We start from the raw sequence: 15,962 nt of genomic DNA, 5'->3' as shown, positions 1-15,962 counted from the left end.
GACTCAGAGGAAGCGCCTGCGTCCCCTGTTCTCGGCCAGCTCGCGCAGCGCCTCGCGGAATTCGCGCAGGCTTTCGCGTATCTCGTTGATAGCGGTGCTGTCGGCGCTTGCCGCCTGTCTGCTCTCATTCTGCGCGGCAGCCGCTTCCCGCTGGGCAGGTACCTCTTCGAGCGAGGGACGCGGATAGGGCGCCGGGTTGTAGCCTCCCTGCGCGTAGGGAGCGGGGCCGAATCCCTGGCGCGGGTCGGCGCCGGGATATCCGTAGCCCCCGGGGGCGCCCTGCGGGGCGGGCTGCCAGTATGGACCCGCTGCAGGCGCCTGTCCGTATCCCATGGGCATGGAGGGATAAGCGCCGTGGCCCGGATAGCCCGCCTGACCCCTGTCGTCGCCATAACCGGAGGGATGGGCGACCGGCTGCGGATAGGGTTGGAACGGCGCCTGCGCGTATGCCGGCGGTGTTCCGTAGGGCTGGTACTGATGCGCCGGATAGTCCGGCTGCTGACCGCTCTGCCCGTAGGCGTCCGGGGTATAATGCCGCCGGTCGTGCCAAGCGGGACCGGCCTGATGGCTCGGCGCGTAGCCCTGCGGGGCGGACGGATGGTCAGCCTGCTGGGCGGGAGCCCACGGATTCTGCGGCTTCGTGTGATACATTCTTGCCTCCTCGGCGGTGGTGGCCGATTCATCGGCCTGGTTTTCCTCGTACGCTTCACTCGGTATTCCGGTACTCCGGTACGCACCGACGCTCGCTTCGCCGAACGGTTGCATGTCCGGCTGCGGCGCGGGCGAACCCGGACCCTGTTCATGATCGGGGACAGGGGCGGCGGCGGCGGCCCGTCCTTGCGGTGGCTGGGGCGCGGGCGTGTCGTCTCTGCGCGATCCCCGCGCTCCCCCCTGCGAACGCACGTCGTCCCGCAGGCTGTCGAACGTGCCACGGCCGATGCCGAACATCAGGCCGAGCCCGAGACCGAGGAACGCGCCGAAGATGGTCATCGAGGCGCGCGACATGCTCGACGGTTGCAGCGGCGGCATCGCCGCCGAGATGACGCTGACGTTGGCGGTGTTCATGTCCTTCTGCTCGCCGGTTTCGCGGGCCCTGAGGAGAAATGCCTCGTAGACGGCGCGCTTGGCCGAGGCCTCGCGTTCCAGTTCGCGCAAGGTGACCAGCTCACCGCTGAGATTGGCCTGACGGGCCTTCAACTGGGCGAGCCGGGCTGCGAGTTCCTGTTCGAGCTGGACCGCGCGGCGCAGTTCCACCTGGATGGAGGACGCGACTAGGCGGAGTTCCTGTTCGATGCGCCCGCGCGCCGCCCCGACCTGTTCCTCGATAGCGACCCGCTCGGGGTGGCGCGGGCCGAGGCGCGCCGAGACCCGGTCAGCCTCCTGACGAAGCAGTGAATACTGCGATCGCATCTCGGTAAGCACGGGGGAGCTCATCTGCTCCGGCAGATTGCCGGCGAGAATGGCGTCAACGGTGAGGTCGCGCGTCGAATCCGCCCTTGCCTGAAGCTCCAGCGTCCTTGCCCGTGCGATTGCAAGCTGGTCGTTGAGCTTGACGATCTCGTCGTCTGAGATGAGTCGGCCTTGGGCATCGACGATGTCGTTCTCGGACTTGAACGTTTCGACCTTCCGCTCGGCTTCCTCGACGCTCCGGCGCAGTTCCGCGAGGCGCTGAGTCAGTTCGTCGGATGCCCGGCCGACGGTACGTGACTGGATCGCCCCGTAGGCCTCAAGGAACACTTCCGTCAGGGTATTGGCGATCAGTGCCGATTTTTCCGGTGATTCGGTTTCCACGTAAATCTCGACGACGAAGGTCCTGCCGCCGCGCTGCACCTCCAGAGACTTGGCAAGCGTTTCCACGGCCAGCGCCTTGCGGAGGATCGAAGGATCGGCGGTGTCTCCGCCCGAGAAGAGGATTTTCCGGATGTTCGGAATATAGCGTCCGATCGCGCTTTCTTCGGTCCCGTTGAACTCGGGATCGCTTGCCAGTCCCAGCTTGTCGACGACCGTGCTCAGCACGGAGCCGGACGTCAGCACGCGCACCTGGTTTTCGACGATCGCCAGCGTGGCTTCGGTCGACAACCCTCCTCCGCCGGTGACTTCGTTTCCGACGATCTGGAGCTGACGCGGGTCGATCAGCAATTCGGCCCCAGCGGTGTATTTCTTGGGAGTGGAGATTGCCAGCAAGGCGGCAATGACCGCTCCCGCGATTGCCGCGCCCACGATCAGATAGCGGGACTTCCACACTCCGCCCATTACCTTGAGCGGATCGATGAGCGGCCGCCAATCGCCGTCGCCGTCCGACGCGGAATTCGACGCCCGCGCATGCCGTGCGCGGTCTCTGGGTTCGAACTCCGTGTCCGGACCCTGAGACCGCCGGGCGGTAGAGGCGGCTATTTCGGCCGCCTGCGGGCGAGCCTGCGGCCGCGCCACCTCGGCCACGGGACGATCCTCACTTTCGAAGATATCGCGAAGTTCCCGTTCCTGCTCCCTGAAGGGTACGTCATCGTCCTTCGTCGCGATCGGCTCCTTCGACAGGGCGGCGAGAAGCGGGCTCTTGGCCGCCTCGCGGCGGGATCGGGCGAGACGGTGCCGCTCCGCCGCATAGCTCTTCCAGTCGACCGGTTCGGCTTCCCGGCTCTCCGGCCCAGCCGAATCGCCGCGTTCCCGCGAGCGTGCGCTCACGAGACTGAGGAGCGAGCCCTTTCTCTCTGGCAGGTCGCGGCTTTCTGATTCCGACATGTTCCGCAGGTTCTTCAACGCTGTGACGCGACGACCGGGTCTGGGCGCCATTCGTTAAGCCACGCTAAAGAGACGTGGAAAACAAAAGGTTAATGAGCGTTAGCGATCGGTTGAAATTCGACCGCTCCGCCGAACGGGCCGTTAAGATTTCCCCGTTAGCGTGCCTCAACCGAACGATCATCGCCAGGACCCCGCTGATGACATGGGTGGGCGGGCTTCCGCGCACGAACAGGCTGAACCGTATAGTGGATTTCGCGCTGGCGAGGTCCACCGTGCTGCGCGACTACGCCGCCGCGATCACCGGCACGGCCGGCCGCCTCGTCTTCTCGCTGTTCTACTTCGTCGCGCTGGCGAATACCCTCACGATCGCCGAGTTCGGCCTCTTCGCAACCGCTTCGGCGGCGGGCGTGATGCTGTCGCGAATCCTGGGGTTCGGCTTCATTTCGCCTCTCTACCGGATAGCGACGGTCAAGCCGCTTCTCCTCGGCGTCTTCACCGGCGGCTTCATCCTGATGTCGTTGCTCTCGCTCCCGGTGCTGGCGGCAGCCAGCTGGATGACCTACGCCATCTTCTTCTCCGGCGAGATGGCGCTGACTGCCTTCGCTCTCGTCATCGTCGCCGAGACCCTCTTCTGGCGCCCGATCGAGGTGACGCTCATAGTCAACAATGGGATGAACCGGTTCGGCCGTGCGGCGACGCTGGCGATCCTGGCAACCTTCCTGCGTGCTGTGGCCGCGGTGATTTTCTCGTTCTCGCCGACGCCGGGGCTCGACAACTGGCTGCTGTACTACCTCGCCGCCAACGCGACGGCGCTGCTGGTGGCGGCGGCCTTCTTCTATCCCCGTCGCCGCATTCGCATCAGGATACCTCTGTACTTCCGCAGGCTGCCGGATGCGCTTTACGTGGCGGCCGCCGACGTCGTGTTCTATCTCCAGATGGAACTGGACAAGCTCCTGGTGCTGGCGATCGGCGGACCGCAGCTTGCGGGCATCTACGCAATCATCATGCGGCTGGTGGATCTGACGGCGATCCCGATCCGCACGTTCACGATGATGCTCATCCAGAAGATGATGCGCGCCCGCGACATGCTCGGCAGCCTCAAGTTACGCCTGGGCATCGAGGCCGGCGTGTTCGTGATTTCGACCCTGGGGCTTCTGGGGCTGGCGGGGCTTCTCTACTTCTTCCCCAATCTGCTCGGCCGAAACGTCGCCGAGGCCGCCCCGATGCTCATCCTGGTGCTCTGCGTTCCGGGTCTGCGCAACCTCGTCGAATACCAGGCGGAACTCCTCTTCGCGCGCGGCCAGACCCTCTTGCGGTCGCTAAACCTGACCCTCCTGGCCGGGATGAAGGGACTGTTTCTCGCCTCGCTGCTCTTCTGGTCGCGCGACACGAGCCAGATGCTCGTCATGCTGAACCTGGCGTTCCTTGCGCTCTATCTCGCCTCCGCCGCCCTGACCTATTCGGCCATGAAAATGCCGGCGAAGCGGTTCTGAGGGGTCGGCTCTCGCGGCAGAGGATGCGACAGATCGGGGAAGGCTTCAGTTCGCTTCGGCGACCAACCGTCTCACCCGGCCGATGTCCATCCCGATGAAGGATTGGAGCCCGATCGCCACCTGCTGCGGCGACATGCCGTCGACGAAGGCGCGGAAGTTCTCGTCGGAGAGAGCCGGACCCCGCCAGTAGATCCTGCAGAGTTCCTCCTGCGTGGAGAAGTGGCCCCGGCCTTCGAGCACTTCGTCGGCATAGCGGCCGTAGATCATGCATTCGGAGAATTTGCGGGCCGAGCCGATGGCTTCCACCCAATGGTGGCCGCTCATCTGCTCGATCCTCTCGCACATGCCGATGATGGCATCCCGGCGCCAGGCGATCAGGGTCGCGATGTAGTCGTGCGGGGAAAACGCCGGCGCCTCGATGCCGAGGATTTGGCCCGCATGACGGGACCATTGGTTCTGTTCGCTGTCCGGATCGTCCGGTACGGCGTTTTCGCGGCGGAACAGCCTCAGGTCGCCGTCGCGCCAGAAGACCGAACAGTCGAAGTCCTTGAGGATGACGACGTCGGAATCGCAGTAGACGAGGCCGTCCTCCTGCGCGTGCATGGCGATTCCGATCCGCCGAAGCTGTTGCACGTGCCAGCCGCGGAGCGGCATGGTGCGCGTACTGAGCCAGATCCGGCGCCGGAAGAGGCTGGTGGGATCCTGGAACGAGCGCAGCCAGCGCGGCAGCAGATCGCGCTCGTCGATCACGATCCGCTTCGCCGATTCGAGCTGGCGGAACAGCGGCACGTCCGAATGTTCCACGAGGATGTAGTGCCTGGAGAAGCCGGTGACGTGCCGGTCGATGGTTTCGCAAAGCAGCTTGCAGCGTTCGAAATCCGGCGCATAGCTCGCCGTCACGATGGAGGAACTCCCGACGGACTGCACGTCCCGGGGCGCATCGGATGGGCGGACGATCATGTTCACCGCCCCCTCACCTTCCGAGCAGCAATTGCCGCACGATCCTGATGAGGAACACGGGATTCCCGATCATGTACCGCCTCCAGAGGCGCGACGGCTCCAGGATAAGGCGGAAAAGCCATTCGAGCCGCGACCGCCTGATCCAGGTAGGCGCGCGAGGCACCGCTCCGCTCATGAAATCCAGCAAGGCGCCGACCGCGAAGGCTAGCGTGCAGTGCTGATCCGTCAGGTTCCGGTCCATCCACAATTCCTGGCGCGGAACACCCATCGCCACCAGCAGGACGTCGGGGCGCAGTTGCCTGAGCCGTTCGAGGATGCCGCTTTCCTCGCGGTCGGAGAAGAAGCCGTCGCTGACGACGATGATCTCGTGCTGGGGCAGCATCGCCCGGAGGTTTTCCGCTGCGACTTCGACGTTGCGGCGCGATGTGCCCAGGAGGCCGACCCTTACCGGCGTTGCGAGCGCCTTCAGGAAGGCCGGGACAAGATCGGTGCCATTGAGGTTTGCGGGAAAGTTGGCGCCGTACAGCATGCGCGATGCCATGTCGACGCCGACGCCGTCGGGCAGCACCATAAAGTCCTGCATCGCCGCTGCGTATGCGGGATCGGCGGACGCCGAATTGGCGGCATGGGCGTTGAGGAACCCGACCTTCGTGAACCGCCGCTCCCTCATGCGGCGCTCCAGAACGTCGATCGCTTCGCTCCAGGAAAGAGGTGCGACATCGACGCCGAGGATGTTCCGCGTCGGCCGCGTTTCCGCGACAGGAGAGCTGAGGTGCCGGACGCTCTGAATATTCATGCCGCGGCCTTTCCGCGGGTAGAGGCGAGCTTGGAAAGACCCAGAACGATCTTTTCGTCAAGCGCGCGCAGTTGCGCCTGGTGGAACTGGCGTCCGTCGACGTCCGGCATTCTCTCCGACGCCGCCTCCGCGAGCGCTGCCGCGAACGCCGACGGATCGTCCACAACGCGGCAATTGGCGGGAAGATAGCTGATGCCTCGCAGCGAGCGCGACGTCGCGATGCAGGGCAGGCCGAGCTCGAACGCCTCGATTGTCTTTAGCTGGACGCCCGTGCCCGCCTGTGCGATCAGCGGCAGCACCGCCGCGCCCCGGACGAATGCCTTCGCATCCTCCACCCGCCCGATAAATTCGACGCCATACGGGGCTTTCAGCCCCGCCGGTATGTGTCCCGCCACCTGCGTCCGGAAGTTTCTCGGGAGCCAGGGTGTCACCTCCCGCAAAAACCATTCCAGGCCGATGCGGTTCGGCTGCCAGCTCCACGTTCCGATGAGAGCGGCGTCGCAGGCGATCTCGCGGCTGGCCAGCATTTCCTCAACGAACGGCCGGGTCACGAGCGGAAGCGCCGCCGAACGATCCTCGCTGGCCACGCCGAGGGCGGCACGGTCTTCCTCGGCGAGCGTGAAGGTGAAGCTGGATCGATGGCAAAGCCGCGCCTCGATCTGCCTGAGCAAGCGTGCCTCGCGCGTGAACAGTATGCGCTGCACGATGTCCTGGACGGCCTCGGCGTTCTCCGCGGCGGAACGGTGCTCGACATTGTGGGCGATGAAGATCGAGGGCTTGTCCGAGAACAGGGTCTCGAACGCGCCCACCAGTTGCACGCCGTTGATGACATAGGCGTCGAAGGGACCGACCCGCTGGAGCGCGCTACGAACGTCCGCTTCGTTCGTCGCTCTCAGCTTTGCGGATGCGAAGGTCACGCCCGACATCAGCGCTTCCGCCAACCATTTCGCCTTCTGAAGCGCCGGGGCACCTTCCGTGCGGACGTTGATCTCTCCGAGCGAAACGGTGTTCTCCGGATCGGACGGCGGCCTGCCCGGCCACGAGTAGCCGAGGATCGTGACACGCGCACCCGCACGGCGCAGAGCGGCGATGATCGCCGCGCTGGCGATCTCGTATCCGGTCCCGGGTTCCCCGTCGGGGACGAGCGATGTGACGAAGATGAGATGCATGTCGGTTACCTGATGTCTTCCGATAGCGTGACGCTGTGAAATCTTGCTTAAGCCACGCAATCGCCATGCCGCAGGAACCGGATTCGCGGCTCGCCTGTCCGCCTTCTTCCTCCATTGCTTAACCATGTCTTAACAGGGGATGCGCTTTATGGAGCCAAGCGCAGCCAGGTGCCCAGATGCCGCCGATCTCCAGTTCCGAGAACATCACGGTCGTAGCCCGGTCTCCCGGGCTTTCGCGCGATTCCATCGAGATCGCAGTCACCTTGCCCACCTACAAGCGACCCGAGCAGCTTCTCGCAACGATCGAATCCGTGATGGCACAGGCGACGGCACGCAAGTTCGCGCTCGTGGTCATGGAGAATGACGCAGAACGGCACGCCGGAGCCGATGCCGCCGCACCGCTGTTCGAAAACGGAACAGTGAGGGGCGTCCTCATCATCGCCCACGAGCGCGGCAACTGCTGCGCCTACAATGCCGGCTGGTCGACCGCGCTCTCGGAGTTCCCCAATCTGCGCTACGTGCAGGTGATCGACGATGACGAGATCGCCCGCCACGACTGGCTCGAACGAATGTGCGCGGCAGCAGAAAGCCTGGACGCCGACATCGTCGGCGGTCCGCAGGTGCCGGAATTCGCGCGCCCCGACAGCGATCACTGGCGCAACCACCCCGTCTTCTCGCCGCCCTACGGCGAAACGGGCCGCGTCGATGCCCTCTACTCCTCCGGCAATCTTCTCGTTTCGAAACGCGTGCTGGATGCCATGCCTCGCCCCTTCCTCGATCCTCTGTTCAATTTCATGGGCGGCGGCGATTCCGATTTCCTGAGCCGCGCCGCGACCAAGGGCTTCAATCTCGGCTGGTGCGCGGAAGCGGTGGTGGTGGAGACGATCCCCGACAGACGGCTCGAAAACGAATGGATCCGCTCGCGCTCGCTCCGCAACGGGGTGATCTCGACACTGGTGGAAAAGAGAAAGCGCGCCGGCAGCCCTTTCGGGTCTCTGCGAGTGGCGGCGAAGAGCCTCGCGCTGCTGGCGGCGTCACCGCTCAGGGCAACCGCCAGTCTTCTACGCACCGGTTCGATGTCGGCAGCACTCTATCCCGTCCACGTGGCGCTCGGCCGGATCCTGGCCGAATTCGGCTATGCGAATGAACAATACCGCCACGCTGAAAAGAACTGACGCGGCGGCGATCGCCTCGCGGATTTCGCGGCGCACCGTAGCGACGGTGATCGCCACCATCCTGTTCGCGATCATCATGATTTCCTTCCGGCCGTTCGATCCTGCCGGCCCTGAAGCGGCGGGTGGCGACATCGTCAACCAGATCGGGTTCAGCGCCCTCGGCGCCGCGGCCGTCTTCAGCCTCTTCGCCTTCGTGGACCGGCGCGTGCTGACGTCCCTCCTCAGCCCCTGGTGGCTGCTGATGATGGCCTTCTTCATGCTCTCGGTGCTCAACGCGACGGACCCGATGGGGGCCTTTCGAACCGCCCTCTTCACCTTCATCGGCATCATCACCGTTGCCGCGGTGCTGACCGTTCCGCGCGACGCCGACTCATTCTCTACCGTATTGGGAGTCGCGGGAATCCTGGTCGTGGTTCTCTGCTATGCCGGCCTCTTCCTCTATCCGGGCATCGCCATCCACACGTCGGCTTCCGCCGAACCGCAGCACGCCGGTCTCTGGCGGGGACTGTTTTCGCACAAAAACGTAGCCGGCCCGGTGATGGCGGCCCTGTCTTTCGCCGGACTCTATCTTTTTCGCCGCGGCAGACGCCGGTCGGGGTTCATCCTCTTCGTCACCGCCCTGTACTTCCTGTCGAACACCGGGTCGAAGACGACGGCGGGGATCGTGCCACTGGCGATCGTCATGGTGATGGGTCCGAGCATCTTCGGTATGCGCCGGCTCGTCCCGGTCATCTTCGCCGTCGCTTTGATACTGTCCGCCGTCGCCACCGTCGGCATCGTGATCTCACGCCCGCTGTGGGAATTGTCCCAGCAGCTCTCGCCCGGCTTGACCTACACGGGCCGGACCGCGCTCTGGAGCTTTTCACTCGACATGCTGGCGAACCGCCCATGGTTCGGATACGGCTACGAGAGCTTCTGGGGAACGCCGCTCCTCCTCAACCAGGATCAGCCGTTCGACCGCAGCTGGGATATCCGCAACATCGTGCACGGCCACAACGGCTATCTCGATATCGCCGTTCTCATGGGCCTGCCCGCGCTCGTCGTGGCGGTCATGACCTTCCTCGTGGTGCCGATGGTGGATTTCCTGCGCGTCAGCCACCGGAGGGAGAACGTGTTCCTCGCCGACCTGTTCATGATGATCCTGATCTTCACCTCGCTGAACGCGTTCCTCGAGAGCTTCTTCTTTCGAAGGGCCGACCCGGTCTGGCTCTTCCTCGTGCTTTCGGCGTTCGGCCTCAGATTCGTGGCGCGGTTCCCGGTTCACCGGAAGGTCCCCGACTGACGCCGTTGCGCTGCCTTCGGTTCGGGTGCTAACCCGCCATCGAACGGAGAAAGCAATCATGAGCGTCAAACTGCTTCTGGTCGGCTGCGGCAACATGGGCTTCGCCATGCTGGACGGATGGGTGCGTTCCGGCAAGCTGGTACCCGGCGAGGTCTTCGCGATCGAGCCGAACGAGGCGCTGCGCGAGCGCGCCGCGAAGCTCGGCGTCGCCGTCGCCGCTTCCGCCGACGACGTTCCCGCCGGCATTGATCCGACCGTGGTGATCTTCGCGGTGAAGCCGCAGATGATGCGGGACGTCGTTCCCGCCTATCGTCGCTTCACGGACAAGGCCGCCTTCGTCAGCATCGCCGCCGGGACCGGCGTGGCGGCACTCGAAAGCCTGCTCGGAAGCGACGTCCCGATCATCCGCTGCATGCCGAACACGCCCGCTGCGATCGGCAAGGGGATGATGGTCGTCTACGCCAATGGCAGCGTCTCGGCCGAGACAAAGGCATTCGTCTCCGAACTCCTGTCGGCGAGCGGCGAGGTCGCAGAGATCGACGACGAAAGGCTGATGGATGCGGTCACCGCGGTTTCGGGCTCCGGTCCGGCCTACGTTTTCCACTTCATCGAATGCCTTGCGGCGGCCGGAGAGAAGGCGGGGCTGCCGGCGGAGGTGGCGAAATTGCTCGCCATGCAGACGGTCTACGGTGCCGCCAGCCTTGCCCGCGAAAGCGGCGAGGAACCGGGACGGCTTCGCGAGCAGGTGACCAGCCCCAACGGTACGACGGCGGCGGCACTCGGCGTGCTGATGGGCGGGGATCGCCTGAAGTCGCTGGTGGCGGATGCCGTGGAAGCCGCTCGTGCGCGCGGTGAAGAGTTGGGCAAGAGCTGACGCACTGGGTCCCCTGGCGGGGCTAAAGCCCGAGGCGATCCTTGATGGCCAAGGCGCACTCCATGGTGGAGGCGGTCGAGGTATCCACCTTGAGATCGTACTGCATGTCGCGGTGAACTCGGCCGAACTGCCAGCGGGCAAGCCCGGGAAGCCGGTCGCCGCGTGCGCTTTCGCGTGCTTCCAGCACCTCGAGCGGAGCAAAGACGCCGACGGCATGAAATGTCACTCCCTCGAGGAGTTGGCGATAGACGTCGTCGCTCTCTCCGATCAGCACGTCGTCGACGATGAGATCGTTGCCTGCGCGTGCCATCGCCGCGACCGCCTCACGCATTCCTCGCAGCAGGCGAGCGCCCAGCGGACCCGTTTCGATGGCGACGGCGCTGTGCCCGTCCTCGGTCACGGTCCGGTATCGAAAGGTCTCGGGATGATCCTGTAGCGCCTCCGGCAGCATGTCCAGGAAGGCGTCCATCTGCACGTTCAGGAAGGGTGTCGTGGCAATCGCCTGCAGCGCCTTGGCGATCGAACTCTTGCCGGCGCTGCCCACCCCGTTGAGAAGGACGACGCGCCCGGGCATGGTGTCAGCCTGCCTTGCCGTGGAGCATCTCGTCCTGCCGCTGCCTCAGGGCCCAGAGACGTGTCGAGCGGTCCGGCGCGGCGTTGTCGGCGGTGAGAAGTTCGCCCTTGCGCACCGCCTGCAGCACCTTGCCACCTTCGAGCAGGCCGACAGGCACCGCACGCGCGGCGCGCGATTCCTCGGCGCGCATCGTCCAGGAGCGGTAGCAGGTCTCCCCTATCGCGTCGAAAGTCTCGCCCGGCTTCAGGTCGCGCTTGGCGACGGCGCAGACTTCCGCGACCGGCCGCGGCAGCGGCACCATGTCGGGCCTGCCGGTCAGCATGATGCGCGCGGCAGTCAGCGGCACTTCCAGCGAGGTCAGATGGTAGGGCCGGTGAAACGCATAATACGGCCCCTTCCCAACGTGCAGATCGTCCATTCGCTCGATGATGCGCGGATGTGTGGCCTCGACCACCACGAAGACCCCGGGCGCGACGCCCTTGCCGATCGTGTAGTCGACCACGCCCTTGCGTGAGAGAACGCCTCCGTCCGCCCGCGGGATCAGCACCTTCGCCAGATCGTCGCGGCCGGCATTCGGGCCGTGCATGCCGGGCACGTCGGGCACGAGGCCGGTCGCGTTGGCGATCGCGCACATCTCGACCATGGTCTTGGACCCGTCCACGAACTCGACCAGCATGCGCGGGTTCATGTTGCGCCGTGTCGCCTCCTCGACATAGTCGTCAGGTACAGCGTCGTGGTCGAGCGGGTTGTTCTTGCCCTTGCCGGCCGACACGATCGTATAGCCGAGGGCGGACGCGAACTCGATCAGTTCCATGCACGAGGAAGGCTCGTCGCCGGCGCCGACGGAATAGATCACGCCCAGCCGGTCAGCCTGGTGCTTGAGGTAGGGGCCGATGGTGACGTCGGCCTCGACGTTCATCATCACGACGTGCTTGCCGTGCTCCATGGCCATGAGGTCGAAGTCGGCCGCCACGCCGGGCTTGCCTGTGGCGTCGATCACCACGTCGATCAGAGGGTTCGTCACGAGCAGTTCGTTCGACGTGATGCCGATCCGGCCGGCCTCGATCGCCGCGGTGAGACCGGACGCTGTATCAGCCTCGCGGGCCATCGCCTCGTCGCCGTAGGCGATGCGGATGGCTGCGCGGGCGGTGTGCGGACGGCGGGTCGAGATGGCGCAGATTTCGACGCCCTTCATCAGCATGCCCTGGGTCACCAGGTCGGTTCCCATCTCCCCGGAACCGATGACGCCGATCCGCACGGGGCGCCCCTCCTCGGCCCTGCGGGCGAGATCCCGGGCGAGGCCGGTCAATGCGACGTTGGTCATGCGGATTCCGGATATAGCGGTGTCATGGTGGGGCAGTTAGCAGATTTGCAGCTGCGATTGTCAAACGAACTGGGGAACGCCGCCCGACGGCACTTGTTTCCTCTCCCTGCTGTCGAGGATTGCGGCTATCACCCGGTCATGTCCGAAAAGATCCACCTTTTGATCGAACAGTGCGAGGCCGTCTGTCGCGAGGCGGCGTTGCGTGCAGGCGCGAGCGAGGCCGCGGCCACGGCGCTTGCCCGCGCGAGCGTGGCGGCGGATGCGGAGGGAAACCATGCTGTCGGGATGGCGCACCTGTCGCTCTATCTCGATGCCCTGCGCGAGGGCCGCATCGACGGCAAGGCCGTGCCGGAGATCGGGCGGCCGTTGCCAGCCGTCGTCCACGTGGATGCACGCGGCGGCACTGCCCATCTCGGCTTCGATCTCGCCTATGAAAAGCTTGTGGAGGCGGCACGAAGCTTCGGCATCGCCGTCTTCGCGCAGAAGAACGCATTCACCTGCGGATCCCTCGGCTATTTTGTGCAACGGCTCGCCGAAGATGGACTGGTGGCACTCGCGGCCACCAACGGTCCCCGGCTGATGACGGTTTCCGGCGCCAGGGAACCGGTCTACTGCACCAATCCGTTGGCCTTTGCCGCGCCGATGCCCGACGGCGACATGCTGCTCATCGACCAGGCGACCAGCCCGACGGCCTTCGCGAAGGTCAGGAGCGCCGCGGGCCGGGGCGAGGAGATACCGGAGGGCTGGGCGGTCGACGCCGAGGGGCGCCCGACCACGAGCGCGGCGGAGGCCGTGAAGGGCGCACTCGTGGCCTTCGGCGGTTCGCGCGGCGCCAACATCGCGCTGATGGTTGAGATCCTCGCGGCCGGGCTGACGGGTGCGAACTGGTCGCTCGACGCGCCCTCCATATCCGAAGGAGACCGCTCGCCGCGAACCGGACTGTTCGTCATCGCCATCGAACCGTCCGCCTTCGGTCAGGATTTTCCCGAAAGGCTCCGGACGCATGCCGGACGACTGGCGGCCAAGGGCGTGCACGTGCCGGGGCGCACGAAGGCCGCCGCCCGTTTGAGGGCACGCCAGGAGGGGTTGTCCGTCCCGCGTCATCTCTTCGAGAAAATCGAAGCCTGGGGGCGATCGTGAACCTTCGTTCCATTGGCAGTCGCGCCGGGAAGCGCCATAAGGGGTCCCGCATCCCCAGTCCCCGCCGATGACCCTTTCCCAGGACCAAGACATCCCTCGCCTTGCCCGACTGCCCTCGCCCCTGCAATGGGCGTTGCTGCTCGCGATCTCCGCCGCGATCTCGGCCGGGCTGGAACTGCTACGGCTGCCAGCCGCGCTTCTGGTCGGCCCGATGCTGGCCGGCGTCCTCTTCGGCGTCAACGGCGCGACGATCAGGCCGCCGGAGCAGCTCTTCGTGGCCGCCCAGGGCATCATCGGCGCGATGATCGTCGCGGCCATCCGGCCGGACATGGCGGGCGCGCTGCTGGACCAGTGGCCGATCATCCTGGGAGCCGTACTCGCAACGCTAGCCGCGTCGAGCCTCCTGGGCGCCATGGTGGGCCGCTGGGGATCGCTGCCTGGCACCACCGCTGTCTGGGGTTCCGCCCCGGGTGCCGCGAGCGCCATGGTCCTCATGGCAGACGCGTTCGGTGCCGATGCCCGCCTGGTCGCCTTCATGCAGTATCTCCGCGTGATATTCGTGTCGATTTCGGCGGCACTCATCGCGCGCATCTGGGTCGACGTGTCGGGCGTCGCGTCTCCACCCATCGAGTGGTTCCCGCCGCTGCTCCTGCCGGATCTTGCCACCACGCTCGTCGTGGCGCTCGCGGGCGCGTTCCTGGGAAAGCTGTCGCGTATCCCCGGCGGGACGCTTCTGGGACCGCTCGTCATCGGCGTACCGTTGCACCTCGGCGCGGGGCTCGACCTGCAACTCCCCGAATGGCTGCTCGCGGTAAGCTATGCCTTCGTGGGATGGTGGATCGGCCTGAAGTTCACGCGTCCGATCCTCGCCCACGCCGCGCGGACACTTCCGCAGATCCTCGCGGCGATCCTTCTGCTCATCGCCTTCTGCGCGGCCATAGGCGCGGCTCTGTCGTCTCTGCTAGGGGTCGATCCGCTGACCGCCTTCCTTGCCACCAGCCCCGGCGGAATGGACTCGGTCGCGATAATCGCGGCGGCCTCGCGCAACGTCGACATTTCCTTCGTGATGACGTTCCAGATGACTCGTTTCCTTATCGTTCTGCTGCTTGGCCCGCCGGTTGCGAGAATGATCGCCTCGCGGATGATCCGCCGCCCGCCTTGATGCGGTCGGGAGCAGTGTCTATGTGGCGGCGACATGAATCGCACCGCAGGGAATGCTTGGAAAATGTCCGGACCCGTCTCACGCTTCCTCGGCGACAGCCCGCTGCGAGTGCTCATCAAGCTCCTTGTGGTGTCGTTCATCGTCGGGTTCGTCATGAACATGTTCGGCTGGTCGCCACTCGACGTCTGGTACGCACTGCGTGAAGCCGTGCTCGACATCTGGCATCTCGGATTCGATGCGTTCGGCCGCTTCGCCGGCTACATCGTACTCGGCGCCGCGATCGTCATCCCCGCCTTCATCGTCCTGCGCCTGCTGAGCTTCAGGCGCTGACGGGCTCCGCAGCGCCGGCATCGGCGAATTCCGCCGCGACCTCGAACAGGATGGCGTGCCGTTCGGCGAGAGCGGGAACGTCGGTCGAATAGCCGCCGCCGATGACGCCGCAGACCGGTACGCCGCCGCGGCGGAAATGCCCGATCACTGCGGTATCCCTCCGGCGCAACCCGTCGTCGGTGAGCGCCAACTTGCCGAGACGGTCGGTCTCGTGCGCATCGACGCCCGCATTGTAGAAGACGAGGTCCGGCCGCGCGTAATCGGTGAGCAGCGGCAGGATTTGGTCAAGCTTGCGCAGATAGGCCTCGTCGCCGGTGCCGTCCGGCAGCGCGATGTCGAGATCGGAAGGGATCTTCCGGGCGGGATAGTTCCGCTCGCCATGGATGGAGAAAGTGAACACCCGCGGTTCGTCGGCAAAGATGTCGGCCGTGCCGTCCCCCTGGTGAACGTCGAGATCGACGACGAGCACGCGCCTTACCGCTCTCTCCGCCAGCAGCGCGCTCGCCGCGACGCCGACGTCGTTGAAGGTGCAGAATCCCGCGCCCTGCGCCCGCCTCGCATGGTGACTGCCGCCCGCCGTGTTGCAGGCGATGCCCATGGCAAGCGCCATCCTCGCCGCCAGCAAGGTGCCGGACACGGCCAGATGCGCGCGCCGGGCGATCCGTTCGTCGACCGGAAAGCCGATCTCCTTCTCGATCGGCGACGGCACCGATACAGAAAGCACCTGTTCGACATAGATCGGATCGTGCGCCAGCCCGAGGATCTCGGCACCGACGGGTTCGGGCACGTGCAGCGCGCCGTCGGCGGTCAACCCTCGCCGCTCCAGCGATTCCATGAGGAAGCGGTACTTGCCCATCGGAAACCGGTGATGGGCAGGAAATTTCGCGTCGTAGTCGGGGTGGTGGACGATATCGAGCGGCATCCAGCCTTAGCTAGGTCTCGTG

Annotated in this window: 14 protein-coding genes; 7 read left to right on the top strand and 7 right to left on the bottom strand. The window is 65.6% G+C overall.

What is annotated here, in order from left to right; translation table 11 throughout:
- Positions 1–3 precede the first annotated feature (3 nt).
- On the bottom strand, positions 4–2,739 hold the full coding sequence (locus ABGN05_RS02390) for a Wzz/FepE/Etk N-terminal domain-containing protein (RefSeq protein ID WP_367952390.1): 2,736 nt from the start codon (positions 2,737–2,739) through the stop codon (positions 4–6).
- A gap of 197 nt (positions 2,740–2,936) precedes the next feature.
- Here ABGN05_RS02390 and ABGN05_RS02385 point away from each other — a divergent pair, with 197 nt between their 5' ends.
- Positions 2,937–4,232 carry a lipopolysaccharide biosynthesis protein gene (locus ABGN05_RS02385; RefSeq protein ID WP_367952389.1) on the top strand — a complete coding sequence of 432 codons (1,296 nt, stop codon included), beginning with the start codon at positions 2,937–2,939 and terminating at the stop codon, positions 4,230–4,232.
- Positions 4,233–4,277: 45 nt separating this feature from the next.
- Here the strand turns inward: ABGN05_RS02385 and ABGN05_RS02380 are convergent, their stop codons facing one another.
- From ABGN05_RS02380 to ABGN05_RS02370, 3 genes are read right to left on the bottom strand one after another with little or no spacing between them, the layout of a single operon-like run.
- Complete coding sequence (locus tag ABGN05_RS02380) at positions 4,278–5,192, bottom strand: DUF6492 family protein (protein WP_367953125.1); 915 nt, start codon at positions 5,190–5,192, stop codon at positions 4,278–4,280.
- 13 nt (positions 5,193–5,205) lie between these two features.
- Positions 5,206–5,988 carry a WecB/TagA/CpsF family glycosyltransferase gene (locus ABGN05_RS02375; RefSeq protein WP_367952388.1) on the bottom strand — a complete coding sequence of 261 codons (783 nt, stop codon included), beginning with the start codon at positions 5,986–5,988 and terminating at the stop codon, positions 5,206–5,208.
- The gene (locus tag ABGN05_RS02370; protein ID WP_367952387.1) at positions 5,985–7,157 is read right to left on the bottom strand and encodes a glycosyltransferase family 4 protein; all 1,173 of its coding nucleotides are present in this window, start codon (positions 7,155–7,157) and stop codon (positions 5,985–5,987) included. Before ABGN05_RS02370 ends, ABGN05_RS02375 begins: the two co-directional genes overlap by 4 nt.
- Positions 7,158–7,333: 176 nt before the next feature.
- Between ABGN05_RS02370 and ABGN05_RS02365 the strand changes: the two genes are divergently transcribed.
- Genes ABGN05_RS02365 through proC form a run of 3 tightly spaced genes read left to right on the top strand, consistent with a single transcriptional unit; the run spans position 7,334 to position 10,488 of the window.
- Positions 7,334–8,332 (top strand): glycosyltransferase family 2 protein, encoded by a 999-nt coding sequence (locus ABGN05_RS02365; protein ID WP_367952386.1) that lies wholly within the window; start codon positions 7,334–7,336, stop codon positions 8,330–8,332.
- Positions 8,301–9,614 (top strand): O-antigen ligase family protein, encoded by a 1,314-nt coding sequence (locus ABGN05_RS02360; RefSeq protein WP_367952385.1) that lies wholly within the window; start codon positions 8,301–8,303, stop codon positions 9,612–9,614. The genes ABGN05_RS02365 and ABGN05_RS02360 overlap by 32 nt, the downstream gene beginning before the upstream one ends.
- Positions 9,615–9,672: 58 nt before the next feature.
- Complete coding sequence (proC, locus tag ABGN05_RS02355; RefSeq protein ID WP_367952384.1) at positions 9,673–10,488, top strand: pyrroline-5-carboxylate reductase; 816 nt, start codon at positions 9,673–9,675, stop codon at positions 10,486–10,488.
- Between the two features lie 22 nt (positions 10,489–10,510).
- Here the strand turns inward: proC and ABGN05_RS02350 are convergent, their stop codons facing one another.
- Positions 10,511–11,062 (bottom strand): chloramphenicol phosphotransferase CPT family protein, encoded by a 552-nt coding sequence (locus ABGN05_RS02350; protein WP_367952383.1) that lies wholly within the window; start codon positions 11,060–11,062, stop codon positions 10,511–10,513.
- 4 nt (positions 11,063–11,066) lie between these two features.
- The gene (locus ABGN05_RS02345; protein ID WP_367952382.1) at positions 11,067–12,386 is read right to left on the bottom strand and encodes an NAD(P)H-dependent oxidoreductase; all 1,320 of its coding nucleotides are present in this window, start codon (positions 12,384–12,386) and stop codon (positions 11,067–11,069) included.
- A gap of 138 nt (positions 12,387–12,524) precedes the next feature.
- Here ABGN05_RS02345 and ABGN05_RS02340 point away from each other — a divergent pair, with 138 nt between their 5' ends.
- From ABGN05_RS02340 to ABGN05_RS02330, 3 genes are all read left to right on the top strand, one after another.
- Entirely contained in the window at positions 12,525–13,526 is a 1,002-nt protein-coding gene (locus ABGN05_RS02340; RefSeq protein ID WP_367952381.1) for an Ldh family oxidoreductase, read from the top strand.
- 67 nt (positions 13,527–13,593) lie between these two features.
- The gene (locus ABGN05_RS02335; RefSeq protein ID WP_367952380.1) at positions 13,594–14,688 is read left to right on the top strand and encodes an AbrB family transcriptional regulator; all 1,095 of its coding nucleotides are present in this window, start codon (positions 13,594–13,596) and stop codon (positions 14,686–14,688) included.
- 63 nt (positions 14,689–14,751) lie between these two features.
- Entirely contained in the window at positions 14,752–15,018 is a 267-nt protein-coding gene (locus tag ABGN05_RS02330) for a DUF6460 domain-containing protein (RefSeq protein WP_367952379.1), read from the top strand.
- Here the strand turns inward: ABGN05_RS02330 and ABGN05_RS02325 are convergent.
- Positions 15,008–15,940, bottom strand: coding sequence for a histone deacetylase family protein (locus ABGN05_RS02325; protein ID WP_367952378.1), 933 nt, complete (start codon positions 15,938–15,940; stop codon positions 15,008–15,010). The two genes, ABGN05_RS02330 and ABGN05_RS02325, sit on opposite strands and share 11 nt — an antisense overlap.
- Positions 15,941–15,962: the final 22 nt, after the last annotated feature.

Origin of the sequence: Aquibium pacificum (assembly GCF_040839445.1) — a bacterium.
Taxonomy (GTDB): Bacteria; Pseudomonadota; Alphaproteobacteria; order Rhizobiales; family Rhizobiaceae; genus Aquibium; species Aquibium pacificus.
This window is presented reverse-complemented; position numbering and strand designations above follow the sequence as displayed.

Excerpts from the sequence above, each read along its gene's own strand:
- ABGN05_RS02390 (WP_367952390.1), bottom strand. The coding sequence starts at position 2,739 with ATGTCGGAATCAGAAAGCCGCGACCTGCCAGAGAGAAAGGGCTCGCTC.
- ABGN05_RS02370 (WP_367952387.1), bottom strand. The coding sequence starts at position 7,157 with ATGCATCTCATCTTCGTCACATCGCTCGTCCCCGACGGGGAACCCGGG.
- ABGN05_RS02360 (WP_367952385.1), top strand. The coding sequence starts at position 8,301 with ATGAACAATACCGCCACGCTGAAAAGAACTGACGCGGCGGCGATCGCC.
- ABGN05_RS02340 (WP_367952381.1), top strand. The coding sequence starts at position 12,525 with ATGTCCGAAAAGATCCACCTTTTGATCGAACAGTGCGAGGCCGTCTGT.
- ABGN05_RS02385 (WP_367952389.1), top strand. The coding sequence starts at position 2,937 with ATGACATGGGTGGGCGGGCTTCCGCGCACGAACAGGCTGAACCGTATA.
- ABGN05_RS02325 (WP_367952378.1), bottom strand. The coding sequence starts at position 15,940 with ATGCCGCTCGATATCGTCCACCACCCCGACTACGACGCGAAATTTCCT.
- ABGN05_RS02335 (WP_367952380.1), top strand. The coding sequence starts at position 13,594 with ATGACCCTTTCCCAGGACCAAGACATCCCTCGCCTTGCCCGACTGCCC.
- ABGN05_RS02365 (WP_367952386.1), top strand. The coding sequence starts at position 7,334 with ATGCCGCCGATCTCCAGTTCCGAGAACATCACGGTCGTAGCCCGGTCT.
- ABGN05_RS02350 (WP_367952383.1), bottom strand. The coding sequence starts at position 11,062 with ATGCCCGGGCGCGTCGTCCTTCTCAACGGGGTGGGCAGCGCCGGCAAG.
- ABGN05_RS02345 (WP_367952382.1), bottom strand. The coding sequence starts at position 12,386 with ATGACCAACGTCGCATTGACCGGCCTCGCCCGGGATCTCGCCCGCAGG.
- ABGN05_RS02330 (WP_367952379.1), top strand. The coding sequence starts at position 14,752 with ATGTCCGGACCCGTCTCACGCTTCCTCGGCGACAGCCCGCTGCGAGTG.
- ABGN05_RS02375 (WP_367952388.1), bottom strand. The coding sequence starts at position 5,988 with ATGAATATTCAGAGCGTCCGGCACCTCAGCTCTCCTGTCGCGGAAACG.
- ABGN05_RS02380 (WP_367953125.1), bottom strand. The coding sequence starts at position 5,192 with ATGATCGTCCGCCCATCCGATGCGCCCCGGGACGTGCAGTCCGTCGGG.
- proC (WP_367952384.1), top strand. The coding sequence starts at position 9,673 with ATGAGCGTCAAACTGCTTCTGGTCGGCTGCGGCAACATGGGCTTCGCC.